Origin of the sequence: Shouchella clausii (assembly GCF_002250115.1) — a bacterium.
Lineage (GTDB): Bacteria > Bacillota > Bacilli > Bacillales > Bacillaceae_D > Shouchella > Shouchella clausii.
This window is the reverse complement of sequence record NZ_CP019985.1, coordinates 3,050,747-3,076,389: the sequence shown is the minus strand read 5'-3', so window position 1 is coordinate 3,076,389 and position 25,643 is coordinate 3,050,747. Positions and strand designations below refer to the sequence as shown.

General features: G+C 46.0%; 32 protein-coding genes and 1 other annotated feature. Of the genes, 3 read left to right on the top strand and 29 right to left on the bottom strand.

Annotated features, from left to right (window positions below):
- Positions 1 to 8: 8 nt before the first annotated feature.
- The 11 genes from BC8716_RS14770 to BC8716_RS14720 form a co-directional block, all read right to left on the bottom strand.
- Entirely contained in the window at positions 9 to 377 is a 369-nt protein-coding gene (locus BC8716_RS14770; RefSeq protein ID WP_094426857.1) for a hypothetical protein, read from the bottom strand.
- Between the two features lie 141 nt (positions 378 to 518).
- Complete coding sequence (phoU, locus tag BC8716_RS14765; protein WP_094426855.1) at positions 519 to 1,169, bottom strand: phosphate signaling complex protein PhoU; 651 nt, start codon at positions 1,167 to 1,169, stop codon at positions 519 to 521.
- 14 nt (positions 1,170 to 1,183) lie between these two features.
- Positions 1,184 to 1,966, bottom strand: a complete 783-nt coding sequence (gene pstB, locus BC8716_RS14760; RefSeq protein WP_011247430.1) for a phosphate ABC transporter ATP-binding protein PstB — start codon at positions 1,964 to 1,966, stop codon at positions 1,184 to 1,186.
- A gap of 12 nt (positions 1,967 to 1,978) precedes the next feature.
- Positions 1,979 to 2,791 (bottom strand): phosphate ABC transporter ATP-binding protein PstB, encoded by an 813-nt coding sequence (gene pstB / locus BC8716_RS14755; protein ID WP_094426852.1) that lies wholly within the window; start codon positions 2,789 to 2,791, stop codon positions 1,979 to 1,981.
- Positions 2,792 to 2,807: 16 nt separating this feature from the next.
- Positions 2,808 to 3,695 (bottom strand): phosphate ABC transporter permease PstA, encoded by an 888-nt coding sequence (gene pstA / locus BC8716_RS14750; RefSeq protein WP_011247432.1) that lies wholly within the window; start codon positions 3,693 to 3,695, stop codon positions 2,808 to 2,810.
- Complete coding sequence (pstC, locus tag BC8716_RS14745) at positions 3,692 to 4,627, bottom strand: phosphate ABC transporter permease subunit PstC (RefSeq protein WP_011247433.1); 936 nt, start codon at positions 4,625 to 4,627, stop codon at positions 3,692 to 3,694. Before pstC ends, pstA begins: the two co-directional genes overlap by 4 nt.
- A 90-nt stretch (positions 4,628 to 4,717) precedes the next feature.
- Positions 4,718 to 5,638 carry a phosphate ABC transporter substrate-binding protein gene (locus BC8716_RS14740; RefSeq protein ID WP_094426850.1) on the bottom strand — a complete coding sequence of 307 codons (921 nt, stop codon included), beginning with the start codon at positions 5,636 to 5,638 and terminating at the stop codon, positions 4,718 to 4,720.
- A 327-nt stretch (positions 5,639 to 5,965) separates the two neighbouring features.
- Positions 5,966 to 6,454, bottom strand: a complete 489-nt coding sequence (gene tnpA, locus BC8716_RS14735) for an IS200/IS605 family transposase (RefSeq protein ID WP_094423643.1) — start codon at positions 6,452 to 6,454, stop codon at positions 5,966 to 5,968.
- A gap of 245 nt (positions 6,455 to 6,699) precedes the next feature.
- The gene (locus BC8716_RS14730) at positions 6,700 to 7,176 is read right to left on the bottom strand and encodes a DinB family protein (protein ID WP_094426848.1); all 477 of its coding nucleotides are present in this window, start codon (positions 7,174 to 7,176) and stop codon (positions 6,700 to 6,702) included.
- Between the two features lie 121 nt (positions 7,177 to 7,297).
- A complete protein-coding gene (locus BC8716_RS14725; RefSeq protein ID WP_094426845.1) occupies positions 7,298 to 8,773 on the bottom strand; it encodes an amidase family protein in 1,476 nt (491 codons plus the stop codon).
- Positions 8,774 to 8,832: 59 nt separating this feature from the next.
- Positions 8,833 to 9,531, bottom strand: coding sequence for a gamma-glutamyl-gamma-aminobutyrate hydrolase family protein (locus tag BC8716_RS14720; RefSeq protein WP_094426843.1), 699 nt, complete (start codon positions 9,529 to 9,531; stop codon positions 8,833 to 8,835).
- A 163-nt stretch (positions 9,532 to 9,694) separates the two neighbouring features.
- Here BC8716_RS14720 and BC8716_RS14715 point away from each other — a divergent pair, with 163 nt between their 5' ends.
- Positions 9,695 to 10,816 (top strand): NAD(P)/FAD-dependent oxidoreductase, encoded by a 1,122-nt coding sequence (locus tag BC8716_RS14715; protein WP_094426842.1) that lies wholly within the window; start codon positions 9,695 to 9,697, stop codon positions 10,814 to 10,816.
- 53 nt (positions 10,817 to 10,869) lie between these two features.
- On the opposite strand, the gene BC8716_RS14710 is transcribed toward BC8716_RS14715, so the two are convergent.
- The 10 genes from BC8716_RS14710 to BC8716_RS14670 all read right to left on the bottom strand — a co-directional run bounded on the left by BC8716_RS14710 (position 10,870) and on the right by BC8716_RS14670 (position 17,750).
- Complete coding sequence (locus BC8716_RS14710; RefSeq protein WP_094426839.1) at positions 10,870 to 11,514, bottom strand: uracil-DNA glycosylase; 645 nt, start codon at positions 11,512 to 11,514, stop codon at positions 10,870 to 10,872.
- Positions 11,507 to 11,665, bottom strand: coding sequence for a hypothetical protein (locus BC8716_RS22330; RefSeq protein WP_157730449.1), 159 nt, complete (start codon positions 11,663 to 11,665; stop codon positions 11,507 to 11,509). The genes BC8716_RS14710 and BC8716_RS22330 overlap by 8 nt, the downstream gene beginning before the upstream one ends.
- Before the next feature lie 158 nt (positions 11,666 to 11,823).
- Positions 11,824 to 12,969 (bottom strand): amidohydrolase, encoded by a 1,146-nt coding sequence (locus BC8716_RS14705; RefSeq protein WP_094426837.1) that lies wholly within the window; start codon positions 12,967 to 12,969, stop codon positions 11,824 to 11,826.
- A gap of 69 nt (positions 12,970 to 13,038) precedes the next feature.
- Positions 13,039 to 13,329, bottom strand: a complete 291-nt coding sequence (locus BC8716_RS14700; RefSeq protein ID WP_011247442.1) for an AbrB/MazE/SpoVT family DNA-binding domain-containing protein — start codon at positions 13,327 to 13,329, stop codon at positions 13,039 to 13,041.
- Positions 13,330 to 13,554: 225 nt separating this feature from the next.
- Positions 13,555 to 13,833, bottom strand: a complete 279-nt coding sequence (gene rpmA / locus BC8716_RS14695) for a 50S ribosomal protein L27 (RefSeq protein WP_011247443.1) — start codon at positions 13,831 to 13,833, stop codon at positions 13,555 to 13,557.
- A 5-nt stretch (positions 13,834 to 13,838) separates the two neighbouring features.
- Positions 13,839 to 14,177 carry a ribosomal-processing cysteine protease Prp gene (locus BC8716_RS14690; protein ID WP_094426835.1) on the bottom strand — a complete coding sequence of 113 codons (339 nt, stop codon included), beginning with the start codon at positions 14,175 to 14,177 and terminating at the stop codon, positions 13,839 to 13,841.
- A 5-nt stretch (positions 14,178 to 14,182) separates the two neighbouring features.
- Positions 14,183 to 14,491 (bottom strand): 50S ribosomal protein L21, encoded by a 309-nt coding sequence (gene rplU / locus BC8716_RS14685; protein ID WP_011247445.1) that lies wholly within the window; start codon positions 14,489 to 14,491, stop codon positions 14,183 to 14,185.
- Between the two features lie 13 nt (positions 14,492 to 14,504).
- Positions 14,505 to 14,577, bottom strand: a sequence feature (ribosomal protein L21 leader region).
- Positions 14,578 to 14,629: 52 nt separating this feature from the next.
- On the bottom strand, positions 14,630 to 16,123 hold the full coding sequence (locus tag BC8716_RS14680) for an Rne/Rng family ribonuclease (RefSeq protein ID WP_094426833.1): 1,494 nt from the start codon (positions 16,121 to 16,123) through the stop codon (positions 14,630 to 14,632).
- Positions 16,124 to 16,183: 60 nt separating this feature from the next.
- Positions 16,184 to 17,029: a M50 family metallopeptidase gene (locus tag BC8716_RS14675; RefSeq protein WP_094426830.1), complete on the bottom strand. Its 846-nt coding sequence runs from the start codon at positions 17,027 to 17,029 to the stop codon at positions 16,184 to 16,186.
- Positions 17,022 to 17,750 (bottom strand): M23 family metallopeptidase, encoded by a 729-nt coding sequence (locus tag BC8716_RS14670; protein ID WP_157730448.1) that lies wholly within the window; start codon positions 17,748 to 17,750, stop codon positions 17,022 to 17,024. The genes BC8716_RS14675 and BC8716_RS14670 overlap by 8 nt, the downstream gene beginning before the upstream one ends.
- 106 nt (positions 17,751 to 17,856) lie before the next feature.
- Here BC8716_RS14670 and BC8716_RS14665 point away from each other — a divergent pair, with 106 nt between their 5' ends.
- A complete protein-coding gene (locus tag BC8716_RS14665) occupies positions 17,857 to 18,774 on the top strand; it encodes an aldo/keto reductase (RefSeq protein WP_094426824.1) in 918 nt (305 codons plus the stop codon).
- A 40-nt stretch (positions 18,775 to 18,814) separates the two neighbouring features.
- On the opposite strand, the gene BC8716_RS14660 is transcribed toward BC8716_RS14665, so the two are convergent.
- Positions 18,815 to 19,378 carry a biotin transporter BioY gene (locus tag BC8716_RS14660; RefSeq protein ID WP_094426822.1) on the bottom strand — a complete coding sequence of 188 codons (564 nt, stop codon included), beginning with the start codon at positions 19,376 to 19,378 and terminating at the stop codon, positions 18,815 to 18,817.
- 165 nt (positions 19,379 to 19,543) lie between these two features.
- On the opposite strand from BC8716_RS14660, the gene BC8716_RS14655 reads away from it, so the two are divergent.
- On the top strand, positions 19,544 to 19,990 hold the full coding sequence (locus BC8716_RS14655) for a cyclic pyranopterin monophosphate synthase MoaC (RefSeq protein ID WP_011247451.1): 447 nt from the start codon (positions 19,544 to 19,546) through the stop codon (positions 19,988 to 19,990).
- Positions 19,991 to 20,034: 44 nt separating this feature from the next.
- On the opposite strand, the gene BC8716_RS14650 is transcribed toward BC8716_RS14655, so the two are convergent.
- The 7 genes from BC8716_RS14650 to radC all read right to left on the bottom strand — a co-directional run bounded on the left by BC8716_RS14650 (position 20,035) and on the right by radC (position 25,631).
- On the bottom strand, positions 20,035 to 20,553 hold the full coding sequence (locus BC8716_RS14650) for a type 1 glutamine amidotransferase domain-containing protein (protein WP_094426819.1): 519 nt from the start codon (positions 20,551 to 20,553) through the stop codon (positions 20,035 to 20,037).
- Positions 20,554 to 20,665: 112 nt separating this feature from the next.
- A complete protein-coding gene (minD, locus tag BC8716_RS14645; RefSeq protein ID WP_011247453.1) occupies positions 20,666 to 21,460 on the bottom strand; it encodes a septum site-determining protein MinD in 795 nt (264 codons plus the stop codon).
- Positions 21,461 to 21,489: 29 nt separating this feature from the next.
- Entirely contained in the window at positions 21,490 to 22,173 is a 684-nt protein-coding gene (minC, locus tag BC8716_RS14640) for a septum site-determining protein MinC (RefSeq protein ID WP_063608457.1), read from the bottom strand.
- Positions 22,174 to 22,253: 80 nt separating this feature from the next.
- Complete coding sequence (gene mreD / locus BC8716_RS14635; protein WP_011247455.1) at positions 22,254 to 22,778, bottom strand: rod shape-determining protein MreD; 525 nt, start codon at positions 22,776 to 22,778, stop codon at positions 22,254 to 22,256.
- Positions 22,775 to 23,656: a rod shape-determining protein MreC gene (mreC, locus tag BC8716_RS14630; RefSeq protein ID WP_094426816.1), complete on the bottom strand. Its 882-nt coding sequence runs from the start codon at positions 23,654 to 23,656 to the stop codon at positions 22,775 to 22,777. The genes mreD and mreC overlap by 4 nt, the downstream gene beginning before the upstream one ends.
- A gap of 11 nt (positions 23,657 to 23,667) precedes the next feature.
- Positions 23,668 to 24,702, bottom strand: coding sequence for a rod shape-determining protein (locus BC8716_RS14625; RefSeq protein ID WP_062749586.1), 1,035 nt, complete (start codon positions 24,700 to 24,702; stop codon positions 23,668 to 23,670).
- A 236-nt stretch (positions 24,703 to 24,938) separates the two neighbouring features.
- Positions 24,939 to 25,631 (bottom strand): RadC family protein, encoded by a 693-nt coding sequence (gene radC, locus BC8716_RS14620; protein ID WP_094426813.1) that lies wholly within the window; start codon positions 25,629 to 25,631, stop codon positions 24,939 to 24,941.
- Between the last annotated feature and the right edge of the window lie 12 nt (positions 25,632 to 25,643).

The window sequence follows — 25,643 nt, the reverse complement described above, 5'->3', positions numbered from 1 at the left end:
ATCCCCCTTTATTTCCAATAGACGCCCATCGCCCAAACGACGACTGCTGTTACGACAAGCAATACCCCATGAGGATATAGCTGCCTATATTGTTGTCGCTTTATCGCTAAACGTGTTTTTTCATAGAAATAGAGCATTAGAATCGCAATCGCGCCTTTGACTGCGTAAAAAGCAGCAAACTCGTACGCATACCACATTAAAAACCCAGACAACAGAAGGACCGCTTCCGTTGTTCGCACAAAGGAAGCACAAAGAAAACGGGCGTTCTGCCATCCTCGCCACGTGAACAGAAGCCAAACAGCAGCGCCAATAAAAAACAGCATCCAAACCCCACTATGAAAAGCAGCAATTACTCGGAAAGCTTGTGCGGAAATCATCGTTAACGCCTGCCTTTTCTCGTCTTAAACATTTGTCTATTATACCATACGATAACAGCGCACCGACGAAAAAAAGAGAGCTTGCCTATGGCAGCTCCCTTCAGACTGTAGACAAACTTTCTATCAGTCTGGCTAATCTTGTTAGTTTAAATCAACATATTGTCCGTTTGCTTCATAAAGGATCCATTCGGACAAGTTTGTTGCGTAATCCGCAATGCGCTCAATATAACGGGCAATAAAAGCCAACTGGGTAATCGCTTCTACGTCTTGATCTGTCGTCTCTTGCCTAAACAGCTTTTTAATAAGCTTACCAAAGCGTTCGTCGATTTCATCATCGGCTTTTGCTAATTGTTGAGCCGTAAGCACATTTTTTGTTGCATAAGCGTGCAGTGCTTTTTCGATCATCCCCTTCGCATCTAAAGCAAGCTCTATCAATTCTTGCTTCAACTCTTCGTTAGGGAAATCATCAATTCGTCTCGAAACTTTGGCGATGTCAACAGCAAAGTCCGCTACACGTTCAAGGTCGCCAGCCATTTTCATAACAACGATCAACCGTCGCAAATCAGTTGCAACTGGCTGCTGCCTAGCAATAATGTCAAACACCTTTTCGTTGATGTCAAGTTCACTCTTATTGATGTCGGCATCATTGTCAATAATTTGCTGGACGGCAGCACGGTTCTTTGTTGACAAACCATCAATAGCAGCATCCAGCTGTTTTAAAACGGCGGTTCCTAGCACTTGAATTCGTTCTGCTACTTCATCAAGCTGTTCTTGAAACATGCTTCTTAACATAGGATGACCTCCTGTTAGCCAAATTGGCCAGATACGTAGTCTTCTGTACGTTTATGCTCAGGGTTGGAAAAAATTCGCTGTGTCGGGCCAATTTCAACCAGTTCGCCCATGTAAAAGAATGCTGTCTCGTCTGAAATTCGCGCAGCCTGCTGCATGTTGTGTGTAACAATGACGATTGTATAAGAATCACGCAACGATGTAATCAGTTCTTCTACTTTCGTCGTGGAAATCGGGTCAAGGGCACTTGTCGGTTCATCCATTAGCAACACCTCAGGCTTTGTCGCTAGCGCCCGGGCAATGCAAAGCCGTTGCTGCTGACCGCCTGATAACGATAGTGCGTTTTTATTCAGTCTATCTTTGACTTCCTCCCATAAAAACGCGCCTTTCAAGCTTGATTCGACAATCTCATCAAGTTCTTTTTTCTTGCGAATTCCATGAATCCGTGGCCCATACGCCACATTTTCATAAATCGACTTTGGAAAGGGATTCGGCTTTTGGAAAACCATGCCGACCGCTTTTCGTAGCTCTGCCAAATCCATCGAAGTTGTCAACAAATTTTCGCCACGAAAATTCAACTCACCAGCCATGCGGATATCGGGATTTAAACGAGACATTAAGTTTAATGTTTTGATAAACGTTGATTTGCCGCAACCAGAAGGGCCGATGATCGCCGTCACATGCTTTTCCTTTAATTGCAGCGAAATGTTTTTTAGTGCCTGATTGTTGCCGTACCAAAGATTAAAATCAAGAACATCATACACGTTCTTTGTTTCCGTTTGTTCAGCTAACGCTTGCATATGCTTTCCTCCTTACCCAAATCGTCCTGAAATGTAATCTTCGGTCTGTTTCTTTTCAGGATTTCGAAACAGGACGTCTGTCTTATTGACTTCGATCAACTCACCGTTGTAGAAGAACGCAGTTCGGTCAGAAACCCGTGACGCTTGTTGCATATTGTGTGTAACAACAACAACGGTATAATTCTTTTTCAATTCAACCATGAGTTCTTCCACTTTAGCTGTTGCAATCGGGTCAAGGGCGGAAGCTGGTTCATCAAGAAGAATCACCTCTGGTTTTAAAGCAAGCGTGCGGGCGATGCAGAGTCGCTGCTGTTGGCCGCCGGATAGTGACAGCGCCGATTCATGGAGCCTGTCCTTGACCTCATCCCATAAAGCGGCACGCTTTAAAGAATCCTCCACAATGTCAGCCCACTCTTTTTTCTTGACGTTATGGAAGCGCAAACCGTGAACAAGATTCTCATAAATCGACTTAGGGAATGGGTTCGCCTTTTGGAAAACCATACCAATTTCTTTCCGCAAAGCAACTACATTTACATCATCACTGAGCAAATTAAGTCCTTCATAGGCAAGGGTGCCCGTAACCCGTGCGCTCGGGATTAAATCGTTCATGCGGTTAATGCTGCGCAAAAATGTTGATTTCCCACAACCAGACGGGCCGATTAACGCCAAAATTTCATTTTTGTTAATATCAAGCGACAACTGTTTTACTGCATGGTTTTCGCCATAGTAAATATTGATGTCCTTTGCCTGTAAAATCGCCTCAGCCTGTTTGGATTGCTGTTTAAGTGCAGTAGTATCTTTTTTTGGAACGGTCAGAGCAGTCATGTTGGCTTTCCCCCTTTTATTTCGATGCCGTCAGTTTCCGGTGCACGTAGCGCCCAAGCAAACGGGCCAACAAATTGAATAGCAACACAGCGAAAATCAGCACAAGCGCAGCCCCGTCTGCTACTTCCCGCGCGTCTGGAATCAAGCCTTGCGTATTGATTTTCCAAATGTGAACAGCGAGTGTTTCAGCAGGACGGAATACGTTTAATGGCGATGTTTCCGAGAAAGGATTCAAATTCATCCAGTCAAGCCGTGGCGTCGTGACGCCTGACGTAAACAACAACGCTGCTGCTTCGCCAAACACGCGCCCTGCCGACAAAATTACACCAGTCAAAATCCCAGGAAACGCCGCTGGCAAAATCACGGTCCGAATCGTATCCCACTGGGTAATGCCGAGGGCCAGGCTTGCTTCTTTTTGCTCTCTCGGCACGCTCGTAATCGCATCCTCGACCACACGGACCATTACTGGCAAGTTAAACACCGTCAGCGCAAGCGCACCGCCTAAAATCGAGTAACTCCAACCAGTTAGCTGTACAAATACGAGCAAACCAAACAAACCGACGACAATGGATGGCAAAGAAGCGAGTACTTCAATACAAGTACGAATAAAGTCAGTTACCCGTCCTGGCTTTGCATACTCGGCCATATAAATGCCTCCGCCAAGGCCAAGAGGTACGGTAAATAACATTGTTAAAAATAAGATGTAAAATGAATTAAATAATTGTGGCCCAATCCCGCCGCCAGCTCTGTAGGAGCTTGGTGGGTTTGTAAGAAAGGCCCAGTCAATTTGGGCAAGTCCCCTCACAAAAATATAGCCAATTAAGCCAGCTAAAACGGCAATAATGATTGCGGCAATGACTGTAAACATAGACGTTGCGCATTTATCCGCCCATTTTTTGTTCATGAAAATTTCCTCCTAGATGACAAGAACCGCACAAGAATAATAAACAGATAGGACATAACGAGCAAAATCAAGCCAAGTGACCAAAGGACATTGTTGTCAATGCTTCCTGGTACAGTATGTCCCATATTCAATGTAATGATGGTCGTCAACGTCGCTGTGGAATCAATTAACGACTCTGCAATTGTTCGCGAGTTGCCAATGACCATCTGTACGGCCAATGCTTCGCCAAATGCACGTGCCATTCCCAGGACAACTGCTGTAAGCAACATCGGTCCAGCAGCTGGAATGAGTACCCGGTAGATCGTTTGCCAGCGTGTGGCTCCAAGCGCCAATGACGATTCACGCAAACCGCCAGGAATCGAACGCAGTGCATCGGTTGATATACTTGTCACAGTTGGAAGAATCATGATCGATAATACAATCATTGCTGATAGGAGGCCAAACCCTTGGCCACCGACATGGTCGCGTATAAACGGAACAATGACGGATAAACCGATAAAACCATATACGACAGACGGGATGCCAACGAGCAATTCCACAGCAGGCTGCAAAATTTTTCTGCCCCAGCTAGGCGCAATTTCCGTCATGTAAATCGCTGCGCCAATTCCGAGAGGAGCAGCGATCAATGCAGATAAGATCGTTACAGCAAATGAACCAAAAATAAAGGGTAGCGCGCCATAAGACGGCCCACCGGCGTCCGCTCCCCTAGTCGGGTTCCAATCTAAGCTCGTCAAAAACTCGATTGGACTGACGCCATCGATTACAAATGCTTGCAGTCCACGAATAACAAGAAACAGCGTAATCGCAATGGTTGTGATAATGATTAGTGCAGCACAAGCGTAAACGATGATTTTTCCTTTGCGTTCAGCTTTTGCTGCTTGTTTATTGTTTGCTTTTAACAAACGGTCCGCTACCGATTGAGAAGACGGCATGACAGTTTCCCCCTCATGATTTGCCCTGTTTTTGCCCTACGTGAGAATGGCCTCTACCTTGCAGGCAGCGACCTTCTTCACTTTTCTTTATTATTTTGGTGTATCGTTTCCTTCAGCATCTCGCTCAACTTGCATGTCCGCTTCAGGAATGTAGCCCATTTCTGGAATCAACGTGCCTTGTACAAAATCACCTTGCAAATACTCAATGAACTGAGCCGTTAAGCCTTCAGGTTCGCCTTTTGTGTAAGAATGCATATACGCCCAAATTGGGTATTCGCCTGAAATGACATTTTCATCTGTTTGTTCAACGCCATCTACGGAAAGCGGCAAAACAGATCCTTGTTCGTCATAATAAGAGAAAGCGAGATAACCGATGGCCCCAGGTGTTTCACTAATGATTTGCATCACGGCATTGGAAGAGTCTTCCGTAATGTCTCCTGGAACAGGTTCGTTGCCTTCAAGGCCATATTTCACAAATGTATCCCTTGTCCCAGAAGAATCTGGACGGTTCACAATCACGATTTCTTGGTCAGCGCCACCAAGATCGCTCCAATTGGTTACTTCCCCTGTAAATACAGCAATTAAATCTTCAGTTGAAATATCTTCAACGCCTACTTCAGGATGTGCTGCCGGCCCCATGCCTACAACAGCAATACGGTGGTCGACAAGTTCTTCAGCGGGAATATCTTCTTTTTCTTCAGCAAACACATCGGAGTTTCCAATTTGGACTTGTCCGCTTGCAACAGATGACAACCCTTGGCCAGATCCACCTGCTTGCACTGAAATGCTTGCATCGATATTTTCATTCATAAACTCTTCACTTGCGGCTGCAATTAGTGGCTCCATTGCACTTGAGCCTGACACTAAGATGCTGCCTGACGCTTCATTTTCTTCAGTATTATTGCCTTCTGCCGAATCTGTCTCTGCTGGCTCATTTGTGTTTCCGCCTCCACAAGCGGTGGCAACAAACAAAAACGACGCAAATACTGCTCCTAATTGGACTTTTTTCATTAACGTTTCTCCCCCTATATAGGTTTACGTCTTACAAGGGTAAGTATAAGGATCGAGTATTAAGCTTATTTATGGCTAATGTTAAGGTTTTGTAAAGGGGAGATGACAGCCGGCTAACAGTTGCAGTATCTTGCCTTTAATGCCGTCCCCATGGAACGGTCAAACGCCGCTGTATTTTAATGGAGAGAAAAAAACATAATCAAAACCACCCGTGACAACGGGTGGTTTGTTCTACGGCTGAAAGCCTTTGTTACTGACCAAACCCTAAAGGGCTACTGAACGGTTCGCCAATTGTACTACTTTCACTGGCCAGACCTTAAAGGCCTCCTAGCGCATTCTTTTCTTTTTACGCTTTACCTCTTCACCTGTAAATGGATCTACATACTCCAACAAACTTAATTGTTCTGCGACTATATCATCTTGTATTTGGTTTTTTATATATTCTTCAATTACTTTCTTATTTCTTCCCACTGTATCTACATAAAAACCTGTGCACCAAAATTTTCGATTTCCGTATCGATATTTTAAATTTGCATGCCGATCGAATATCATCAAGCTACTTTTCCCTTTCAAATATCCCACAAATGAAGACACACTGATTTTCGGCGGAATACTCACCAGCATATGTATGTGATCTTTACAAGCAGTTGCTTCAATAATTTCGACACCTTTTCTTTCACTCAACGTTCTTAATATTTCTCCAATGTCTTTTTTAAGTTTCCCATAGATTACCTGCCTTCTGTACTTTGGGGCAAATACTATATGATACTTACAATTCCACTTTGTATGTGCTAAACTGTTAGTGTCTTTAGACATTTAAAACTCCTCCGTTTGCTTCATATATTGGTTGGCGAACCAAATATATTTTAGCACCGCGGTGGAGTTTTTTTAATACCTCGCTGGAAGCTTTTTGGAACCCCGGGCCGAGCCCGGGGTTTTCTTTTCACAACTAAAAAAAAGCAACGGACATGCCGTTGCTCCAGACTGTAGACAAACTTTGCGTACGTATATTTTTGCTGATCCATTCGCCTTGCAACGTCAGTCTACTGCCGTTATTTCTGTTACCCTAGTTGCTGTTCTTTCGTTGGGCCGTATACGCCAGGAACGGTCAAGCCCGCTTGGCGAAGCAAAACAGTCATTTGCCCGCGATGATGGATTTGATGGTTCACTAGTTTCCGTAAAATCACACCCCGCGCTACTTTAGCTCCAAGAAAGTCAACTTGCTGTTCTAACGCTTCGTCGCTTAGCGAGCTTGCTTGTTTTGCAAATTCAGCGGTGACTGCTTCATAGGTTTCCACTACTTCCTTAATCGATTGAGGCTCGTTTGCCAAATCAGCGCTTGTGTGGAGCTCCAAGCCAACACCTCCTCCAAAAAACGCTGGCGTTGTCGCCAAATGCCAACTAAGCCAAGAAAGTGTGTTGTGCCCTTCGGCAATTGCTTGGTTTTTCTTTTCATCGGTCACTGCGCCAATCACAGATTTCGTCAATTCTGCTTCTTCCTGCCACTCTTGCAAAAAATCTTTAACTGTACGATACATCAAATCACCCTTTCATCTAGCCTATAAGAGAAGTATACAACATTTCCACTTCCGTGCTAAAGCTTGTCCACTGTTTACCACACATTCGTTCTTAAAAGGCACCGTTCAGCTGTAAGCCTATTTACTGCGGCTGCGTTACTTGCCAAAGTTCACTTTGTTCAAACGCATAAGCAAGTTGGAGAAGCCGGTGTTCCTCTCCTTTTCTTGCCATTGCTTGCACGCCGATGGCAAGCCCTGTTTCATTTTTAAACAAAGGCATTGAAATCGCTGGTTGCCCCGTTAAATTGGCTAGTTGTGTAAAAGGCGTATACGTCAAGCTTGGCAAAAACATTTCATAGACTAGATCAAGCTGTTCCTTAGGCGGCAACTCCTGGACAAGCGCTTTTAAAGAACGCTCTTGTGCAGGCGCTGGTGTTAATTCACCAATCCTTGGCGCTACGCTCGCCGTGGCAGGCGTCAAATAGAGGTCGTATGTCTCATGGAACAAATGGGTGGCTGCAGCAGCATCGTCCCAAGCAGCAAGGCTCGCCGCATATTCTGCTGCACGGACGTTGTCTCCGTACTCCGCCAATACCCATGATTCCATTTCAAAGTCATCTTCATTTAAACAGCGGCCAAGGGCCTGTCCTAATTGTTGGCGTAAACGAGACATTTCTCCTGCATTCATCAGATAATAATGCCTCATTAGTTCGACGCCATCAATTGGCGGCGCTGCTTCCTCAACATGATGACCTGCCTTTTCTAGCCAATCCACTGCTTGTTGCAATGCTGTAATCGCCTCTTGTGAAACGGGAGTCCCAACAGGAGACTGGGCGGAAAAGGCTGTCCGCAAACGCGGCAATCGCTCCTGGAGTGTGTGTTCATAACGATTTGCAAACAATGGTGTTTGAAAAGCCGCTTCCCATTGGACTGTTTGCAGCACATCCAACGCTCGAGCGCTATCGCGGACAGAGCGGCTTAGCACAAAATCGATCGCCGCTCCTTGCCATTGTCTGCCGACACCTGGCCCAACTGGCGTACGGCCACGTGTCGGCTTTAAGCCTACAAGCCCGGTAAACGAAGCAGGGATGCGAATCGATCCTCCTCCGTCGCTCGCTCCCGCCAAAGGAACAATGCCGCTAGCGACAGCCGCTGCAGCCCCACCGCTAGACCCACCTGGCGAATAGTCTAGATCGAGTGGATTCCGTGCTGGGCCATGGAGTTTAGGTTCTGTAATGTTTTTCAAGCCAAACTCAGGGGCATTGGTATGGCCTGCCATAAGCAACCCCGCTTGCTGCAATGTCCTCGTATAGTGGCTTGTCACTTTAGCCCGCTCCTGTTTAAATAAAGCTGATCCAGACGTGAGCTGTGCACCTTTTAAGGCGTGGGAGCTATCTTTAAGCAAAAACGGCACGCCTGAAAACACACCGTTTTTGGCTGTTTCCTTCGCCTCTTGGTACACTTCCTTTTCCCGCTTTGAGACAATCGCGTTCAGCTTTTCCCATTCGTAGCTAACTTGAAAATGGGCATCGAGCACTTCTTCTGGTGAAACGTTTCCTGCTTGAATGAGCTCGGCCAACGCTACACCATCGAGACGTTTGTAATCAGATGAATCCATGCTTCTCCCCCCTTAACTGCCTCATTATACTTGACAATCACAAGCCACGCCAATCTTTGTCATTTGCAGGAGGCTATGAAAGCATGAAACAAACGGGTTGAAAATTCATCGTCTACTAACGTTTCTGGATGCCACTGGACGCCGACTTGAAAAGGATAGCTAGCGCTGTTTTCAATCGCCTCAATGACACCATCATTTGTCCAAGCCGAAGCTTTAAAACCAGCAGGGACTTGCCTCACCGCTTGGTGGTGGTAGCTGTTGACGTAAGCGGTATTTCCTTTTGCAAGCGTTTCCAATCGTGTGCCTTGCCCAATTGTAATCTGATGGCTTTTATACGAACGAGGCGCATGTTGGCGATGTTGAATGAGCGGTTTGGCAAATTGGCTCGGCAAATCTTGGTACATATCGCCGCCTCCAGCAATCGCCAATATTTGTACGCCCCGGCAAATGGCGAGAAGTGGCTTGTTTCGCGCCAGCAACGCTTTCGTTAACGCCACTTCAAACTGGTCCCGTTCCGGTGTAATTTCCCCAAGCAACGGATGAGGATCTTCTCCAAATAGCGCTGGGTCGATGTCCCCTCCACCTGTAAGCAGCGCGCCATCCACCATGTCTGCATAATACTCGGCTTTATCCGCGATGTTTGGAAGCACGACTGGAAGCACATCCGCATCATTGACAGACCAAATATTTGCAAGCGTCGTGCTGAGCAACGTTTCTTCAGCAATAGACGATGTAATGCCGATGATTACCTGTTTCACACCATTTCCTCCTGTCACAGATTGCTCCTTTAGTTTATGTATGGACGGCACAGTCTTGAACCTTTTGTTAAAAATCTACTAAAGATCTCCATTCAGTTGACACGGTTTGCCCCTTTCGTTACGCTCAAAAAGGACTACTGACGAACAGAAGGGATTCCTGTTTATGAAAAAGATTGTCGTAATTGGTGGAGGCATTTTAGGAAGCTCCACAGCCTACCATCTTGCTAAAAACGGTGCGTCTGTCACGCTTATAGACAACAACCATCATGGGAAGGCGACACAAGCAGCAGCAGGGATTGTTTGCCCCTGGCTTTCAAAACGCCGCAATCAAAAATGGTACCGCCTTGTTAAACAAGGCGCTGCTTATTACCCAGACTTGATCAAGCAGTTGGCAGCACTTGGCCAAAAACAAACAGGCTATAAGCAAACGGGCGCATTGTGGCTCCATCAAGATTCGCACGAACTTGCAGCGGCCTATGAGCGTGCCCGCCAAAAACAAGCAGCTGCCCCGGAAATGGGTGAACTAACGGTTCTGTCTCCTTCCGAAACGCAGAAGCTTTTTCCGCCACTAAGCAACGATTTTGGTGCCGTTCATGTGAGTGGCGCAGCGCGAGTCGACGGCTCTAACTTAAATAAGGCCCTGCAACAAGCTGCCCAAAATCTTGGCGCTACCCTTATTCCTGCAAAAGCAACGCTTGTTCGTGAATCGCCGCGTAAGCTCAGCGTTTATGCTGACGGAAAACAAGTACATGGGGATGAAATCGTCATTGCTTGCGGTGCTTGGGCAAAAGAATTGCTCGCCCCCGTCGGCATTGCTGTGGACGTGCGGGAACAAAAAGCACAAATCATCCATTTACATCTCGAAACAAACACAGATGAATGGCCAGTAGTCATGCCACCTGGAAATTCCTATTTGCTTGCTTTTGAGAACGGCCGTATCGTTGCAGGTACAACCCATGAGGATTATCCACGCTTTAATACAGCTGTCACTGCCGGGGGAGTGCACACGATACTGGCCAACGCTCTTAGTGTTGCCCCAGGGTTACAAAAAGCGGAATGGCTAGAAACGCGAGTCGGCTTCCGTCCTGTCGTCCCACATTTCCAACCGGTCTTCGGCTTGCTTCCTGGTGTAGAGGACGTGTGGTTTGCCAACGGTCTCGGCTCAAGTGGCTTAACGACTGGGCCTTATATCGGCATGCTTCTTGCACAGCAAATGCTTGGGAATAGGCTGCCCCTTGATCCCGAAGACTACAAAGTCGCTACCATCCTTCAAGACGATCGGTAAAGGCGTCGAATTCCATCTACCTAAGAGGATGGATTAGACGGGAAAACCCTCTTTCACCCTTGTTCATGTAACCAGTCGAGCACTGACCGCAATTGCCGCATATCGTTTGTAATCGCTGTTGCTAATGTTGGATTGTAAAAGACAGAAGCAGGATGGAATGTCGGAAAAACGTGTTGTTGCCGTTCTCCTCGTACTAGTTTGCTAGATTCAAGCGATGGCAATTGCAGCAAACGGGTGCAAAATGGTTTCCCGTGAACATCTTGAAGGTTGATGTTTGGGCCGACAAGGCGTTTAAGAGCAATCGCCCCTAGTGTTACAATGAGTTTTGGGTCCAGTTGGTTGATCATTTCATCGAGAAGGGGAGCGTGGGCGATGATTTCCTTTTGCGTCGGCGTTCGGTTTCCACGCTCCTCAATTGGCTTTTTGCTGCTTTTAACATCATGTTTATAAGGGCGGCTTCTCACAACGCTCGTAATATAAATGTCCTCACGATTCAAGCCCGCTTCTTTTAAAAAACCATTCAAATTCGCCCCTGCTCTGCCAGTAAAAGGCTTGTGCGTTTGTAATTCATCACGCCCTGGCGCTTCCCCGACAAACAAGACGTCAGCTTCCTCGTTTCCGCCGCCAAGGAGAAAGCCTTCACACGGATATGGAGCGATTCGCTTTTTCCCTAGTTCTTGTAACTGTTTGCTAATCATGGCTTTTCCCTCGCTCCTTTAACCGGGCTTGTTCAATCGCCAATGCCATTTCGGTCACGCAACGTTTTCGTTCCTCTTCCGTTTTAGCTTGCATAAACCGTTTATACAAGCCGTCCATATCCGCTTGTTCAAAATCAGTACTGGCACACACGACTTGTTCCTCCTTCTAACGAAGCAGCTTCTCTTTATCGCAGGCCAGCTTCTGCAGCACTCCCCATGTTGAGGAATGGAGACAACACAGACGCTCACCAAGCTATCTTCTTCCAGCTTCGCTTTGTTCCTTCTTAAGAAGCCACTAAATCGGTCTACTTAATTAGTATAGACTGATTCCCCATTTATAAACGTTTCTCTTACAACCGTACCCGCTTGCAATGGCGGACCGCTCCAAATAACAAGATCCGCATCTTTGCCTGCTTCAATCGTGCCAAGACGGTCGTCGATATCGAGATGTTCTGCCGCCCGTACAGTAATCGCTTCCAACATCCGTTGCTCGCTAATTCCGTATTTTAAAGCAAATGCGGCAGTCGTTAACAAATGTTCAATCGGAATAACGGGGTGGTCTGTCGTTATCGAAAAAGGCACATTTTTTTCGGCAAACACTTGAATCGTCTCCCAACTTTTGTTGGCAAGCTCTTGTTTCGAGCGAGAAGAGAACGTTGGACCAATGGTAAAGCGGACGCCACTGTTCGCTAGCTCTTCAGCAATAAGATGGCCCTCTGTCGCATGTTCAATTGTAAGCCGCAGCGAAAACTCATCGGCAATCCGTAAAACGGTCATCATGTCATCTGCACGATGGGCATGGACACGCATCGGCCGTTTCCCTTCGATAACAGGCACAAGCTGCTCCATTCCCAAATCCCGTTTTTCTAATTTTCCAGCACGCTTTCGTTCAGCATAGTCTTGGGCGTTCATTAACGCTTGCCTAAAAACGGCAGCCACTCCCATACGCGTTACTGGCGCTCGTCCTTTTCCCCCATGGACACGCTTTGGGTTTTCCCCGAGTGCGGCTTTCATTGCCGAAGGTGCTTTAACAGTCATATCAGCAACAGTACGGCCAGCCGTTTTTAAGATGCATGTTTCGCCACCAATCACATTGGCGCTTCCTGGTAAAATTTGTACAGTGGTAACCCCAGATTTGCGGGCGTCGTTAAAACCTGGGTCTAGCGGATTGATGCCATCGATCGCCCGGACTTCAGGGGTGCATGCAGCCGTTGTTTCATTAAAATCATGGCCATCATTGCCAAGCCCTTGTGTGTGGACGCCTAAGTGGGTATGTACGTCAATTAAGCCTGGAGTCACCCAGCCCCCTTTCGCGTCGATCTTTTCAACCCCCTCTGGCAATACAACATCGATCCCAACTTCTTTTATGCAGGCGCCTTCCACCAAAACCGTTCCGGGGACAGCTGGCTGATTCGCAATGCCTGTCCATACGAGCCCGTTTACAATCGCTTTCATTTGATCCCCTCTTCCTATACGAGTTCTTTTTAGTATACAATGTTTCGGCAATAGAAAAACACCGAAACCTTAGCGGCTTGCGGTGCTTTCAAGCTGTTGTTGCAGTTCTTTAATAATTTGCTCTGCTCCTTCTTTGCTTAAAACAATATTTCCGTTTGCAAGTGTCAAATTTTCATCAGAACTTTCGCCTGTAACCATACATGCTTTGTATGGCTGATATTTTTCTAAAACGATTTGGTCTCCATCAATTAGTATCGCAAGCGGAGTTTTAATTTCAATATTCAGCATGCTGCGAAGCTCTTTCGGGATTACAATTCGACCTAGTTGGTCCAGTTTGCGTACGATACCTGTTGATTTCATTCTTCACGTCTCCTTCTTAAGCAGTTCCTATTTCTTCCTTTTTATGCGCATAAATCTAGTTTACTTCATCTTTTTCGCTTTTAATAGTCTAATAGGAAAAATTAGTGTTAAGACGGAAATCTATTCCAAAAGCTGCTAAAAATAATAGTACTTTTTAATCATTTTTTCATATAGAACAAATTAAAAAAACAGCTCTTTATGAAAAGAACTGTTTTTTTATTAGCTTTACGCTGGGTATACACTTACTTTTTTGCGGTCACGTCCGACACGCTCATATTTCACAACGCCGTCAATTTTAGCGAACAATGTGTCGTCGCCACCTTTGCCGACATTCTCACCAGGATATACGCGTGTGCCGCGTTGGCGCACGAGGATAGAACCGCCCGTTACCGCTTGCCCGTCTGCACGTTTTGCACCAAGGCGTTTTGAGTGGGAGTCACGGCCGTTCTTTGTGCTACCTACCCCTTTTTTCGATGCGAAAAATTGAAGGTCCATTTTCAACATGGAAATCACCTCCTGTCTATTTCAACCGTAATAAACGTTTGATAAGCGTCAGCCATTGACAAAAATGACAATTCCATCCCTTTTAACAACAGCTGCACATCTTCATATGTCCGTACGTCAAGCCCTTCAGGAACAGCGCAGTCAAGATAGCCACCCTCTCCTTTTGAGCTAACAACAAGATCAACTCCACATAAGGACTGGACAGCATTGACCGTTCCGATGGAAACAGCGGATACGCCGGCACAGACGATGTCTTGGCCGTAAGGGCCAGCTTCTGCATGTCCGCTCATCGTAAAAGCGATGATATCGTCATGCTCATTATGTTGCATGCGAACATATATCATCGGGATTAACCGTTGATTTTTCCGATCACAACTTTTGTGTAAGGTTGACGATGGCCTTGCTTGCGACGATAGTTCTTTTTCGCTTTCATTTTATAGACGATGATTTTTTTGTTACGACCGTGTTTTTCAACCGTTCCCGTAACAGATGCACCTTCTACAAACGGAGCGCCGACTTTCGCCGATTCGCCTCCTACAAAAAGAACTTTGTCAAAGCTCACTTCTTCGCCAGCCTCTGCGTCTAATTTTTCAACGTAGATTTCTTGGCCTTCTTCTACTTTGATTTGCTTTCCGCCAGTCTCAATAATTGCGTACACTGTTTGCACCTCCTCATAACATCAGACTCGCCATCATAGGCAGGACATGCCATTTAAACGCCTACTCTGCGCGGTTGTAAGTTCATTGGGTGCTTCTCCAAATCACCAACAAGCCCCATCATAGCATAAATGACTTTCCTAGTCAATTGCTTGTGCCATGGTGGCAAAGCGTTTCTGTGCTTCTTCATAAGAACCTGCAAAATCGATCGAGTAAGGCTTGGCCTGTGGCAATGAGTTGTCTGTTACGAGAAGCAACGTTAAGCCGGCCAATGACTCAAGCCGCTCCTTATACAGGTCGCCAACCCCGACTAAAAGCGACCGCAGTTCAGCTGTTAAGGCGACAACGAGCGCTTCCGCTTGCTCTTCCAATATAAGTCTTTCAAGCATAAAAGCGTGGCCATGGCCTGCCAGCACAGCGCCTGTGCCCGCGCATGCCTTACACTCCACAGTTAAGGTTTTTGCCATCGATAGGCGTGTTTTCTTCCGTGTCATTTCAAGCAAGCCTAATTTTGTAAAACCACGGACACTTGTTTTGACCCTGTCTTTTTTTAGGGCCCGTTCCATTGTCTGCTGGACAGCCAAGCGGTCTGAGTCACTCTGCATGTCAATAAAATCGATCACAATGATGCCGCTGCAATTACGGAGGCGAATTTGTTTCGCTGCTTCTACCGCTGCCAGTTTATTGACAGCAAGGACAGTCTCGCTTTGTGCAAATTTGCCGGTAAACTTGCCTGTATTGACATCAATAACGGTCATCGCCTCCGTTTCGTCAATGACGAGAAAAGCACCGTTTTTTAGCCAAACACGACGCTTTTGCGCTTTGGCCAATTGGGCGCTAATTCGTGCTGACTGGAACGAAGAGCCTTTGTGCGCATACAGTTTAACTTTTTCTTTATCGCTTGTTTTAACCAGTTGCTTCATAAGACGGTAATCATCAATGTCATCGACGACCACTTCTGTGACATGCTCATTAAGATAGCCTAAAAGTAACGTTTCCACTAAAGTAGCTGCTTGATAAATGAGCGCTGGCGCCTGTTCTTGATGGCGGAGCGTTTTTTGCCACAGCGTCCGTAAAAACACCAAGTCACGTTCTACTTCTTCAATCGGGGCATCTGCTGCGGCAGTCCGGACAATCGCACCTTCATTGTGCTGAAGCTTATTTTCTAAAGCAGTGTGTAGGGAAGCTCGGATATGGTCTGATTCAATCCGCCGTGACACGGCGACATACGCGCCTTCTGGCATATAAACAACATATTTTCCCGGGATAGACACAACGCCTGACAAACGAGGCCCTTTCTCGTTCGTCCCTTCTTTTGTCACTTGCACGGCAATTGTATCGCCTGGCGATACAAACTGGGAAATGCTTTTTGTTTGCTTTTCCGTTAAGTCGCTCGGGTCCAGATGGAAAGCGAGAAGTTCATCACGGTGCAAAAACCCGTTCTTGCCTGTGCCAATATCAACAAAAGCAGCCTCCATGCCAGGAAGGACTCTTTCGACTTTACCTAAAAAGACGCTGCCAACCATTTGGGGGCGGTCATTGCTTTCAAAAAACCATTCAACCACCTCAGTGTTTTCCAAAAGGACGGCTTCGCGTTTATTGATCCCTTTCGTAATGACAATCGATTGCTCCATGTTTACGCTCCTTTTTGGCTTGTTTACTATTTTACGCGAAGCCAAAAGGAGATACAATTGTTACACGGCTGGAGGCACTAATGTCCTTACTGGTGCATGAAGTTTCGCTTCCGCAAAATAGGCTTGCAAAAGCTCTTTTTCTGCCACTGTGTACCGATTGCCGCCATCTTCTATTACAAACAACTGCACTTGGCCCCTCCGTAAAAGCGCCAGGGCATCACGAATGGGCAGCTGCCCAGAAACCCTGGCATGTATAGATTTCGTCGCACGATCTGTTTGTTTTGCCATTAAAAACCGCATAAATCGATAGTTCCGCTGCTTGAATTCCAATCCATTCGTCAGTGCCAAGAAAGAAAGAATCACGAACAAATTAAGGTGAAAGGGCAAAAACAGCATGATTGACAGCGCTACGGCCAAAAACCCAACCGAAATCCCAAGGCTAGCTGCCATCGCCCGCTTGTACGGCCAAACAGCTAAACAAGCAAGTTGTACCATCCTTCCGCCATCAAGTGGATAAATAGGCAACAAATTAAACAAGACAATCGCGGCGTTATGGGCCACAAACAGTTCATGGTCGCTCTCAGACCAAAAAGGCTGCCCCACCAAGGCAAAAGACAATGCCCATAACCATAAGTGCTGAAGCGGTCCTGCCAAGACAATGGCCATTTCCTCTTTAATTGGTTTCGTTCCGTTTTCTTCCACTTGCGCAGCACCGCCAAAAGGAAGAAGCTCGATTTTTTTAATATCCCATTTAAGCATATAGGCCGCTACTGAATGCCCCATTTCATGGACAAACACAATGACGAACACCATCAATACTTCCTTAAAATGACCGGTGATGATGCCAGCAGCAATGACGAGCCAAAATAGGGGATGTACGCGAACTTTTTTTATAAGTTCAATCAAAATTCATCACTTCGCTGGGATCAATATAGTCATCTCCTTGCCGAATAGCAAAGTAAAAGATGCCTGCCTGATTTTCATCAGATGATACGGTCCCCAGCACCGCTCCGCTTTCTAAAATATCATATGGATGGACAGAAACATCATCAAGCATACCGTATATCGAGGATGTGCCATCGGGATGTTGAAGTTCAATCAGATTGCCCAACTCAGATTCTTCGCTTGTCGTCACACGAATCACATGGCCTCCTTTAACTGCCTTTACTTCTTCGCCTAGTCCCGTTTCAAGCAAAATGCCTTTGCCGTCTTTATCAAAGCTTTCGCGAATAACACCTGATGCAGGATAAGCGTAATCGAGTGGTTCTTTTTCTTCTTCAGAGGCACGTTGCTCTGGAAGCAAATGAAGGGGCGACCCTAAATGCTTTTCAAAAAAAGCAGAAACAGCAGCAAATTGAAAATGCTGGTTAAATGTTTGTTCAACAAATGCTTGCACAGGCTGTACGCGCTCATTGCCTGATTGATAAATAATGCCGATCATAAAAAACAAGCATCCGGAGATGGCCAATTGCATAACAAAACGGCGTATTCCTGACTGGCGCTTTTGTGGCAGCAAATTAGCGCCTTTTTCAGGAGAAAGCGGCGCCTCATTTAAGGCAGTGTTTCGTTTTGGAGCAGCTTGCCTTCTAGCGGCGATCTTTTTTTGGATTTTTTTCCTTCTATCCATTTTACAGGCCCCTCTCATCGATTTGTACATCTTATGACTTGTCCCTAACTCGTATTCAGGTTAATAATAAAGAAAAGCGGGAATGACAAAAGTAGGGGTGATAACGATGAACAAACGGCGACTAGGAAAATCGGAGCTTTACGTAAGCGAACTCGGCCTTGGAGCAATGTCGCTAGGGACAGATACACGCCGTGCAACCGAAATAATTGCTGAGGCGGCAGACTTTGGAGTCAATTATATTGATACGGCCGACTTGTACGATTATGGGGAGAATGAAAAAATAATTGGCGCAGCATTAAAAGGAAAACGCTCCGACTTTATTATAGCCACAAAGGCTGGAAATCGTTTTGAGAAGGGGAAACAAGGCTGGGAGTGGGACCCTTCGAAACAATATATTAAAGAGGCAGCAAAAGCAAGCTTGCAACGCCTACAAACAGATTACATCGACTTGTACCAACTCCACGGCGGAACCATCGATGATCCAATCGATGAAACAATAGAAGCATTTGAGGAACTGAAACAGGAAGGGCTTATTCGCGAATACGGCATTTCCTCGATTCGCCCCAATGTGATCCGCACATATGTTGAACAGTCTTCCATTGTGTCGATTATGATGCAATACAGCATTTTAGACAGGCGTCCAGAAGAATGGTTTCCGTATTTAGAGGAAAATGGCATTAGCGTCGTTGCCCGTGGCCCAGTAGCGAAAGGGATTTTAAGCGAACGCCCCTTACATACGGTTGCTGCTGCTTCTGACGGTTACTTGGATTACTCAGTCAAAGAAATTGAACAATTGCGGGACGTCCTTATGCAAACTTACGGAAAAACATACTCTTTGACAAAAGTGGCTTTCGATTATTGTTTGGCCCATCCGCCAGTAGCAGCAGTTGTAGCTGGTGCCAGCTCGATAGAGCAGCTAAGACAAAATGCCCGCTCTTGCAAGGAAAAGCCACTGTTACAGACAGAAATTGACAACATCGAACGAATTACTAAACAAAGCCAATACACGCAACATCGTTCATGAAAAAAAGCTCACGCACCGTCTCTACGTGCGTGAGCTTTTTTTAGGCACTTCTTTTTTCTGCCATAACCTTTTCTACATTTCCTTCACCTAAGGCATGACGGACACGGACAGCAATGAAAGCAGCCAACACTGCTTTTGCCGTATCTCCTGGAATAAAAGCGACATTAAGCATGAGCGCTTCGCTAATAGATGTGGCTGTCACTTGCGACAAGTACAGCGCTCCGCATCCATAGAGAATAAACATTCCGACGATAATATTGACAGCCATTAGTTTCCAAACGTTTACGCGTTTAGCGTAAGTAACGTAACAGCCGACTAGAAACGCAACGAGTATCCAGCCAAATAAATAACCGCCTGTCGGGCCGAATAAATGACCGACACCCCCTCGTCCCCCTGACAAAAGCGGGACCGAGCAAGCGACAAGGAGAAGAAAAAGCATCATTGATGCTGCGCCCCGTTTAGCTCCCAAAATGCTGCCAGCAAGCATCGGTGCAATCGACTGGATCGTAATTGGTACTGGACCTATTGGGATAGAGGGAACCACTCCCATAACCCCTGTTAAAGCTGCCATCATGGCAATAGCCATTTGTTGTTTTAAGTTCATGCTTTCCGATTCCCTTTCGTTTTTCTTTTACTATAAGGAGATCGATGCTTTTTGTCAACCTATTTAACTAAATGGTTAACAAACAAGCAAACGGAAACTTGACTTTGTTAAAAGGCCTCGCTTATGATAAGGATAAATAAGGAACGGAGCGAAAAGAGGGTTGGTATGTGGCGTAAGCAGGAAGGGGCTCGAACGGGGCTAACAGAATTGCCAAAAACAAATGCAACATCACAGCAAGCGATTGCGAAGACAAGCGTGCAAATGAACCGCGACCTTTATGAAAGTTTGCAACGAGGCGCCTTGCACGAGGCTTCCGTGCTTGAAAACGCACGGGCGGCGGGCACGCTCGCGGCAAAAAAGACATCTTCTGTTTTGCCATATTGCCATTTTAAGCCGTTATCGGCGGTAGCCATTTCCTTTGATTGGAAAGTTGGATCAGGGGTTTGGGAGTTGCTGATTGAAGCGGAAGTAAAAGCGCGGCATGCTGCAACTGTCGATTCGGAAGCCCTCATGGCTGCCACGGTTACAGCGCTTGCGGTATTTGACTCTTGCAAATCCATTTCTCAAAGCATTGTTCTAGGTCCTTGTTACCTTTCAAGAAAACGTACATAAACAAAGCGAACCGTATATGGAAACGGTTCGCTTTTTTGGTAGCTTTAATCTGCCAACACGTTTAACGATTCACGGTTGAAAGCTGGCAAATCATCAGGCGTCCGACTTGTTACCAAATTATTGTTGCAGACAACGACTTCTTCATCTTTAAATATCGCACCGGCATTTTTTAGATCAGGTACAATCGGTTTGACCCCTGTCACAGTCCGTCCTTTCAAGACATCCGCATTGATTAAAAGTTGTGGGCCGTGGCAAATCGCCATAATTGGTTTGCCCGCCTGAGCGAATGCTTTCGTAAATTCGACAAAGCGGTCATCCGCCCGAAGTTGGTCTGGCGAGAAGCCTCCAGGAAGCAACAACGCGTCAAAGTCGTCCACATGAACATCGTCAATGCTTTTGTCAATTGTAACTTTTGCATTGCCTTGCTTACCTGTCACCGTTTTGCCTGCTTCTTTTTCAATTGTGACCAACTTATGGCCTGCTTCCGTTAACGATTCTTTCGGATCCGTGTATTCCACATCTTCAAAGAGATCCGTAATAAGTACAGCGACTTTCTTACCCATTTGTCCATTCATCCTTTCTCTAACAGTGTCTACTTGTGTCATACCCTGCCTGTTTTTCAATTAAACATGGCCGTACACATGAAAAAAAGAACCTGCACAAAGGCAGATTCTTTTAACGGACTCCAAACAGCCGTTTTATTTTTGAAAACATCGTATTGCTTTCCTCAATCGCCATTAATGGGACTGTTTCCCCCAAAATTCTTCTTCCAATGTTGCGGTAAGCAATTGACGCTTTACTCGATGTATGTAGGGCAATGGGCTCGCCTTTATTCGAATGTTTAATGACCTGGTCATCATCGACAACAATGCCAAGTAAATCAATAGCAAGAATAGAGGTAATTTCATCTACATCTAGCATTTCACCATTTTTTACCAAATGATTGCGAATACGGTTCACAATTAGCCGTGGGCGCTCAATATTTTCTTGTTCAAGCAACCCAATAATCCGATCAGCATCGCGGACAGCAGACACTTCCGGTGTCGTGACGACAATTGCTTTATCAGCACCGGCAACTGCATTGCGGAAACCATGCTCGATTCCCGCTGGACAATCGATAATAACATAATCATAGTCTTCTTTTAATTCGTTGACCAGGCTTTTTAACTGCTCCGGCAACACATCGGTTTTATCTTTCGTCTGTGCCGCAGGTAACAAGTACAAATGGTCGAACCGCTTGTCTTTGATAAGCGCCTGCTTTAATTTGCAGCGGCCCTCCACTACATCTACCAAGTCATAGATAATCCGATTTTCCAGTCCCATCACAACGTCAAGATTCCTCAGGCCAATGTCTGCGTCGATTAAGCATACCTTTTTGCCTGATAGCGCAAGCGCCGTTCCAATATTCGCTGAGGTTGTCGTTTTGCCGACTCCGCCCTTGCCGCTTGTTACAACGATCGCTTCACCCACGCTCTCATCCCCCTTTTTCTTTTGTCAATCTAGGAAACGGCTTCTTTGTTGATTTCCGCTGCCACATCCAAAAGCCGCTGCACTCGTTCAATGCGAATGCTGCCGTTCGCCTCATCTAGAAAAGCTGCTTTCATATGGTCCTCTACAGCCTCGTCTTTATCGACAAAATACAGCGATTCGTCTGCAATTTGTAACCCAGCAGGCGCCATCATTGCCGCACAAATACGGGCATCTCGTTTGCCTTCAAACCCGGCATGGGCACGCCCTTTTAAAGCGCCCATTACATAAATGCTCCCTGTAGCCGTCAGAAGCCCACCGGGATTAATGTCGCCGACAAGTAAGACATTTCCTTTGACATGGACGACTTGTCCAGAACGAATCATTCTCGTTAAAGTCGTTGTTTGCGCATGCTCCTTCATCAATTGTGCTTCTTCCCAAGAAATGACGCCAGAGTCATAATGCTCAATCCGCATATTACGGCCTTCTGTGACAACCGCTTCTAGCTGCGCTTTATCTTCTTCATTTAAATATCGGTTGCCCAAATCCATTTTAACGTAAACCGGCCGTTCTTCTTCGCCACTTTTGTAGTAATTGGCCGATAGTTTGTCTGTAAGCTCTTTTATTAATTCATCAAAAGAACAGCGGTCATCTAAAAGAAACGTCAGCCCATCCTTTGTGCCTTTGATGGTGACGAATGATTTTCCACGTGTCATCCATTATCACCTCGGTACCTATCTCTTTGTCGTTTCGTTTCTATCAAGACTAGTTCCACACGATCCGCCAAACTCCTGCTTTAGCGCTGGCGAATGCGCGCTTGCTCTAAGACATGGGCAGCGAGTTTACGCACAGGGAGAACAATGAGGATCGCAAAAGCGCTGTTTAACACAAGTGTTGGCAAAAGCCGGTCCATAAAAAAGGTGCTTCCTTGCATTTCTGTTACGCCCAAAACATAAAATAGGCCATATTGGTAGTATTCAAACGCAAAAACAGCAACAATAGCGAGCACGACAGCCCAAAGCGCCGATTCCTTTACAGCTTTTAAAGGAACCGCAAGCGCATAGCCGAGGCAAGCAAAGCCAAACGTATAGATGCCAAGATAGTTTGTATAAACGACATCAAAGATTAGCCCAAATGCAAGCCCGTACAACATCCCTACCTGCTTGCCAGAATAAAGGCCAATCAGCACAATAACGATAAGCGCGAAGCGAGGAACGACAATTTGGTCAGAGCCTGTATAATTGAGAAGCAAATTAGGCAACAAGGAGCCCTCTACAACGAGTAAAAAGAGAAGAACGAGCGAAAAGTACGTTCTGCTCATTCCGCCTCACCTTCTTCAAGCAGCTCTTCATCCATAGAAGGTAGATGACGCTGGACGATGAACACATAATCGAGTGCCGAAAAATCTGCTGTAGGACGAATGTATACATTTTGAGAAAGACCATATTCGTCTGCTTCCGTATGGTCGACTTCTCCTATTAACAAACCAGCAGGGTAGACATCGCCAAGGCCTGAAGTTGTTACGGTTTGTCCTTCTTCAATTTCGCTTTCCACGTCAACTTTGCGCATGATCAATAAATCATTTTCTTCATCATAACCTTCAATGAAGCCGACAGCCGTGTCATCCTCAAGCACTACTTGTGCCGACACCCGGTTTGTCGGATCATTGTCGCTGAGCAGTTGTACGTAGGATGTAAACTTGCTCGTCCGGCTTACTTTGCCGATTAATCCACCTCGGGAATCAACGACGGCCATGTCGGCAGTGACTTCGTCAGTTTGCCCGCGGTTTAAACCAACGTATTGTTCCCAAGCGTCTGGAGAACGGTTAATGACAACCGCAGAGATTTGATCATAATCGTTTAGCGTTTCGTCAATCCCCAGCATATCGACTAAACGGGCATTTTCTTCTTTTAGGAGGTCCCGTTCCACCGAGATTTGCGTATACTCTTCAAGCCGGGCCCGCAAAAGTTGGTTTTCGTTATAGACGTCAAAGATTTCTTGGATGTTTTCATAGATGCCGCCAACAAAATGGGCGGGCCGGGCAAAGACATTTTGCACCCACCCGATTGCATCGCGCATAATTTGTTCCGGCTCTGACAAATCCCGATCCCGATTCATCGAGAATCCAATTAACGCCACTAGAATGATAATGCTCACCAGTAAGACGATAAGCTTTTTATTGGAGAAAAAAGACCTCATCCCTTACACCCTTACTTCCAGTCCGATCTTGTTTGGCTACTTGACTTGCCCCGGAACAAATGAATGTTTTCCAACGCTTTTCCTGTGCCAATTGCCACGCAGTCAAGCGGTTCTTCAGCGACAATGACCGGCATATTCGTTTCCTCACTCAGGACTTTGTCCAAGTTGCGCAACAGCGCCCCTCCACCGGTTAAAACGATGCCACGGTCCATAATATCGGCTGCAAGTTCAGGTGGCGATTGCTCAAGCGTGCCTTTTACTCCGTCAATAATGGTTGCTACCGTATCCGCCAGTGCATTGGATATTTCTTCGGCCGTCACCGTAATGGTTTTCGGCAACCCAGTCAACAAATCACGGCCGCGTATGTCCATTTCGCCATTTTGCTCGTCGTCGGAACTGGCCGAACCAATTTCTAGCTTCAACGTTTCAGCAGTCCGCTCGCCAATCAATAAGTTGTATGTCTTTTTCACATATTGAATGATGGCATCGTCCATTTCATCGCCAGCGACACGAATTGATTGGCTCGTGACAATCCCTCCTAAAGAAATAATCGCGACTTCCGTCGTGCCACCGCCAATATCAACTACCATGCTTCCTGTTGGTTCCCAGACAGGAAGGTTGGCGCCAATCGCAGCCGCAAATGGCTCCTCTAGTGTATAAGCTTCTTTTGCCCCTGCTTGTTTTGTCGCATCTTCAACCGCCCGTTTTTCGACAGCAGTAATGCCTGAAGGCACACATACCATGACAGCCGGTTTTTTACTAAACATCGAACTGTTCTTCATCGCCTGTTGGATGAAGTATTTTAACATTGTCGCCGTCGTGTCAAAATCCGCAATGACGCCGTCTTTCATCGGACGGACGGCAACGATGTTGCCTGGCGTACGGCCAATCATGTTTTTGGCGTCATTTCCGACTGCTTGAATCGAATTTGTATCAGTTCTTAGCGCGACTACGGATGGCTCGCGTAACACAATCCCTTTTCCTTTTGTATAAACGAGTGTATTTGCTGTTCCTAAATCAATTCCAATATCTTTGCTACCAAACATTTTATATGTACTGTCCGACCAAAATACAGCCGCTGTTACGCTGGCTGCTACCCCTAATGATCAAACAGAAAGCCTCCCTTTATTACACGTAGGTTCGTGTCTTTTGTTTTTTGTATTCATAGTGTGAAACATCGCTTGTCATAATATGAAATCATACCCATTATTATATCGAATAACTGCAAAAAAAAATAGCCTTAAAGTTCCCCAGGCATAAAAATCTGTCCAAAGTCTGACACTCACGAAATTGTTGCTAAAAAACCACGTTCTTTTAGGCTAATAAAACAACCATCACCAACAATAATATGGTCGAGCAATTCAATTCCGAGAATGGCTCCAGCTTGACGCAAACGCTTGGTAACACTGATGTCTTCCGGGCTTGGACTTGGGTCTCCGCTAGGGTGATTATGGAGGCAAATGACAGAGGCAGAGGATGATTGAAGGGCTTCTTTAAATACCTCCCGCGGATGGACAATGCTGGCATTGAGGCTGCCAATAAAGAGTGTTTTTTGCTTTATCACATGATTTTTTGTATTTAAATACAATGCTACAAAGTGTTCTTGTTGTAGGCCGCGCATATCTTCTGAAACGAGCTCTGCCGCATCTTCAGGCGAGGAAATTACGGGCCTCACAAGCTTGGTTTCTCTCTGAATTCTCCTGCCTAGTTCAATCGCAGCAGACAATTCAATTGCTTTAGCCATGCCAATACCTGGCACTTTTTGAATTTCTTCTAACGGCGCTTCACTGAACATTGCCAACGTCGGAAACTGGCTCAATAACGTAGACGCTACATGTAGCGCCGAGCTTTGCTTCGTGCCTGTTCGAAGCAAAATCGCGACAATTTCTTGATTTGACAATGCTTTGGCCCCTTCACGGATAAACCGTTCCCGGGGGCGCTCTGTTTGTGGTACATCGCGTATAAGCAACGTCATCATCCAACCCCT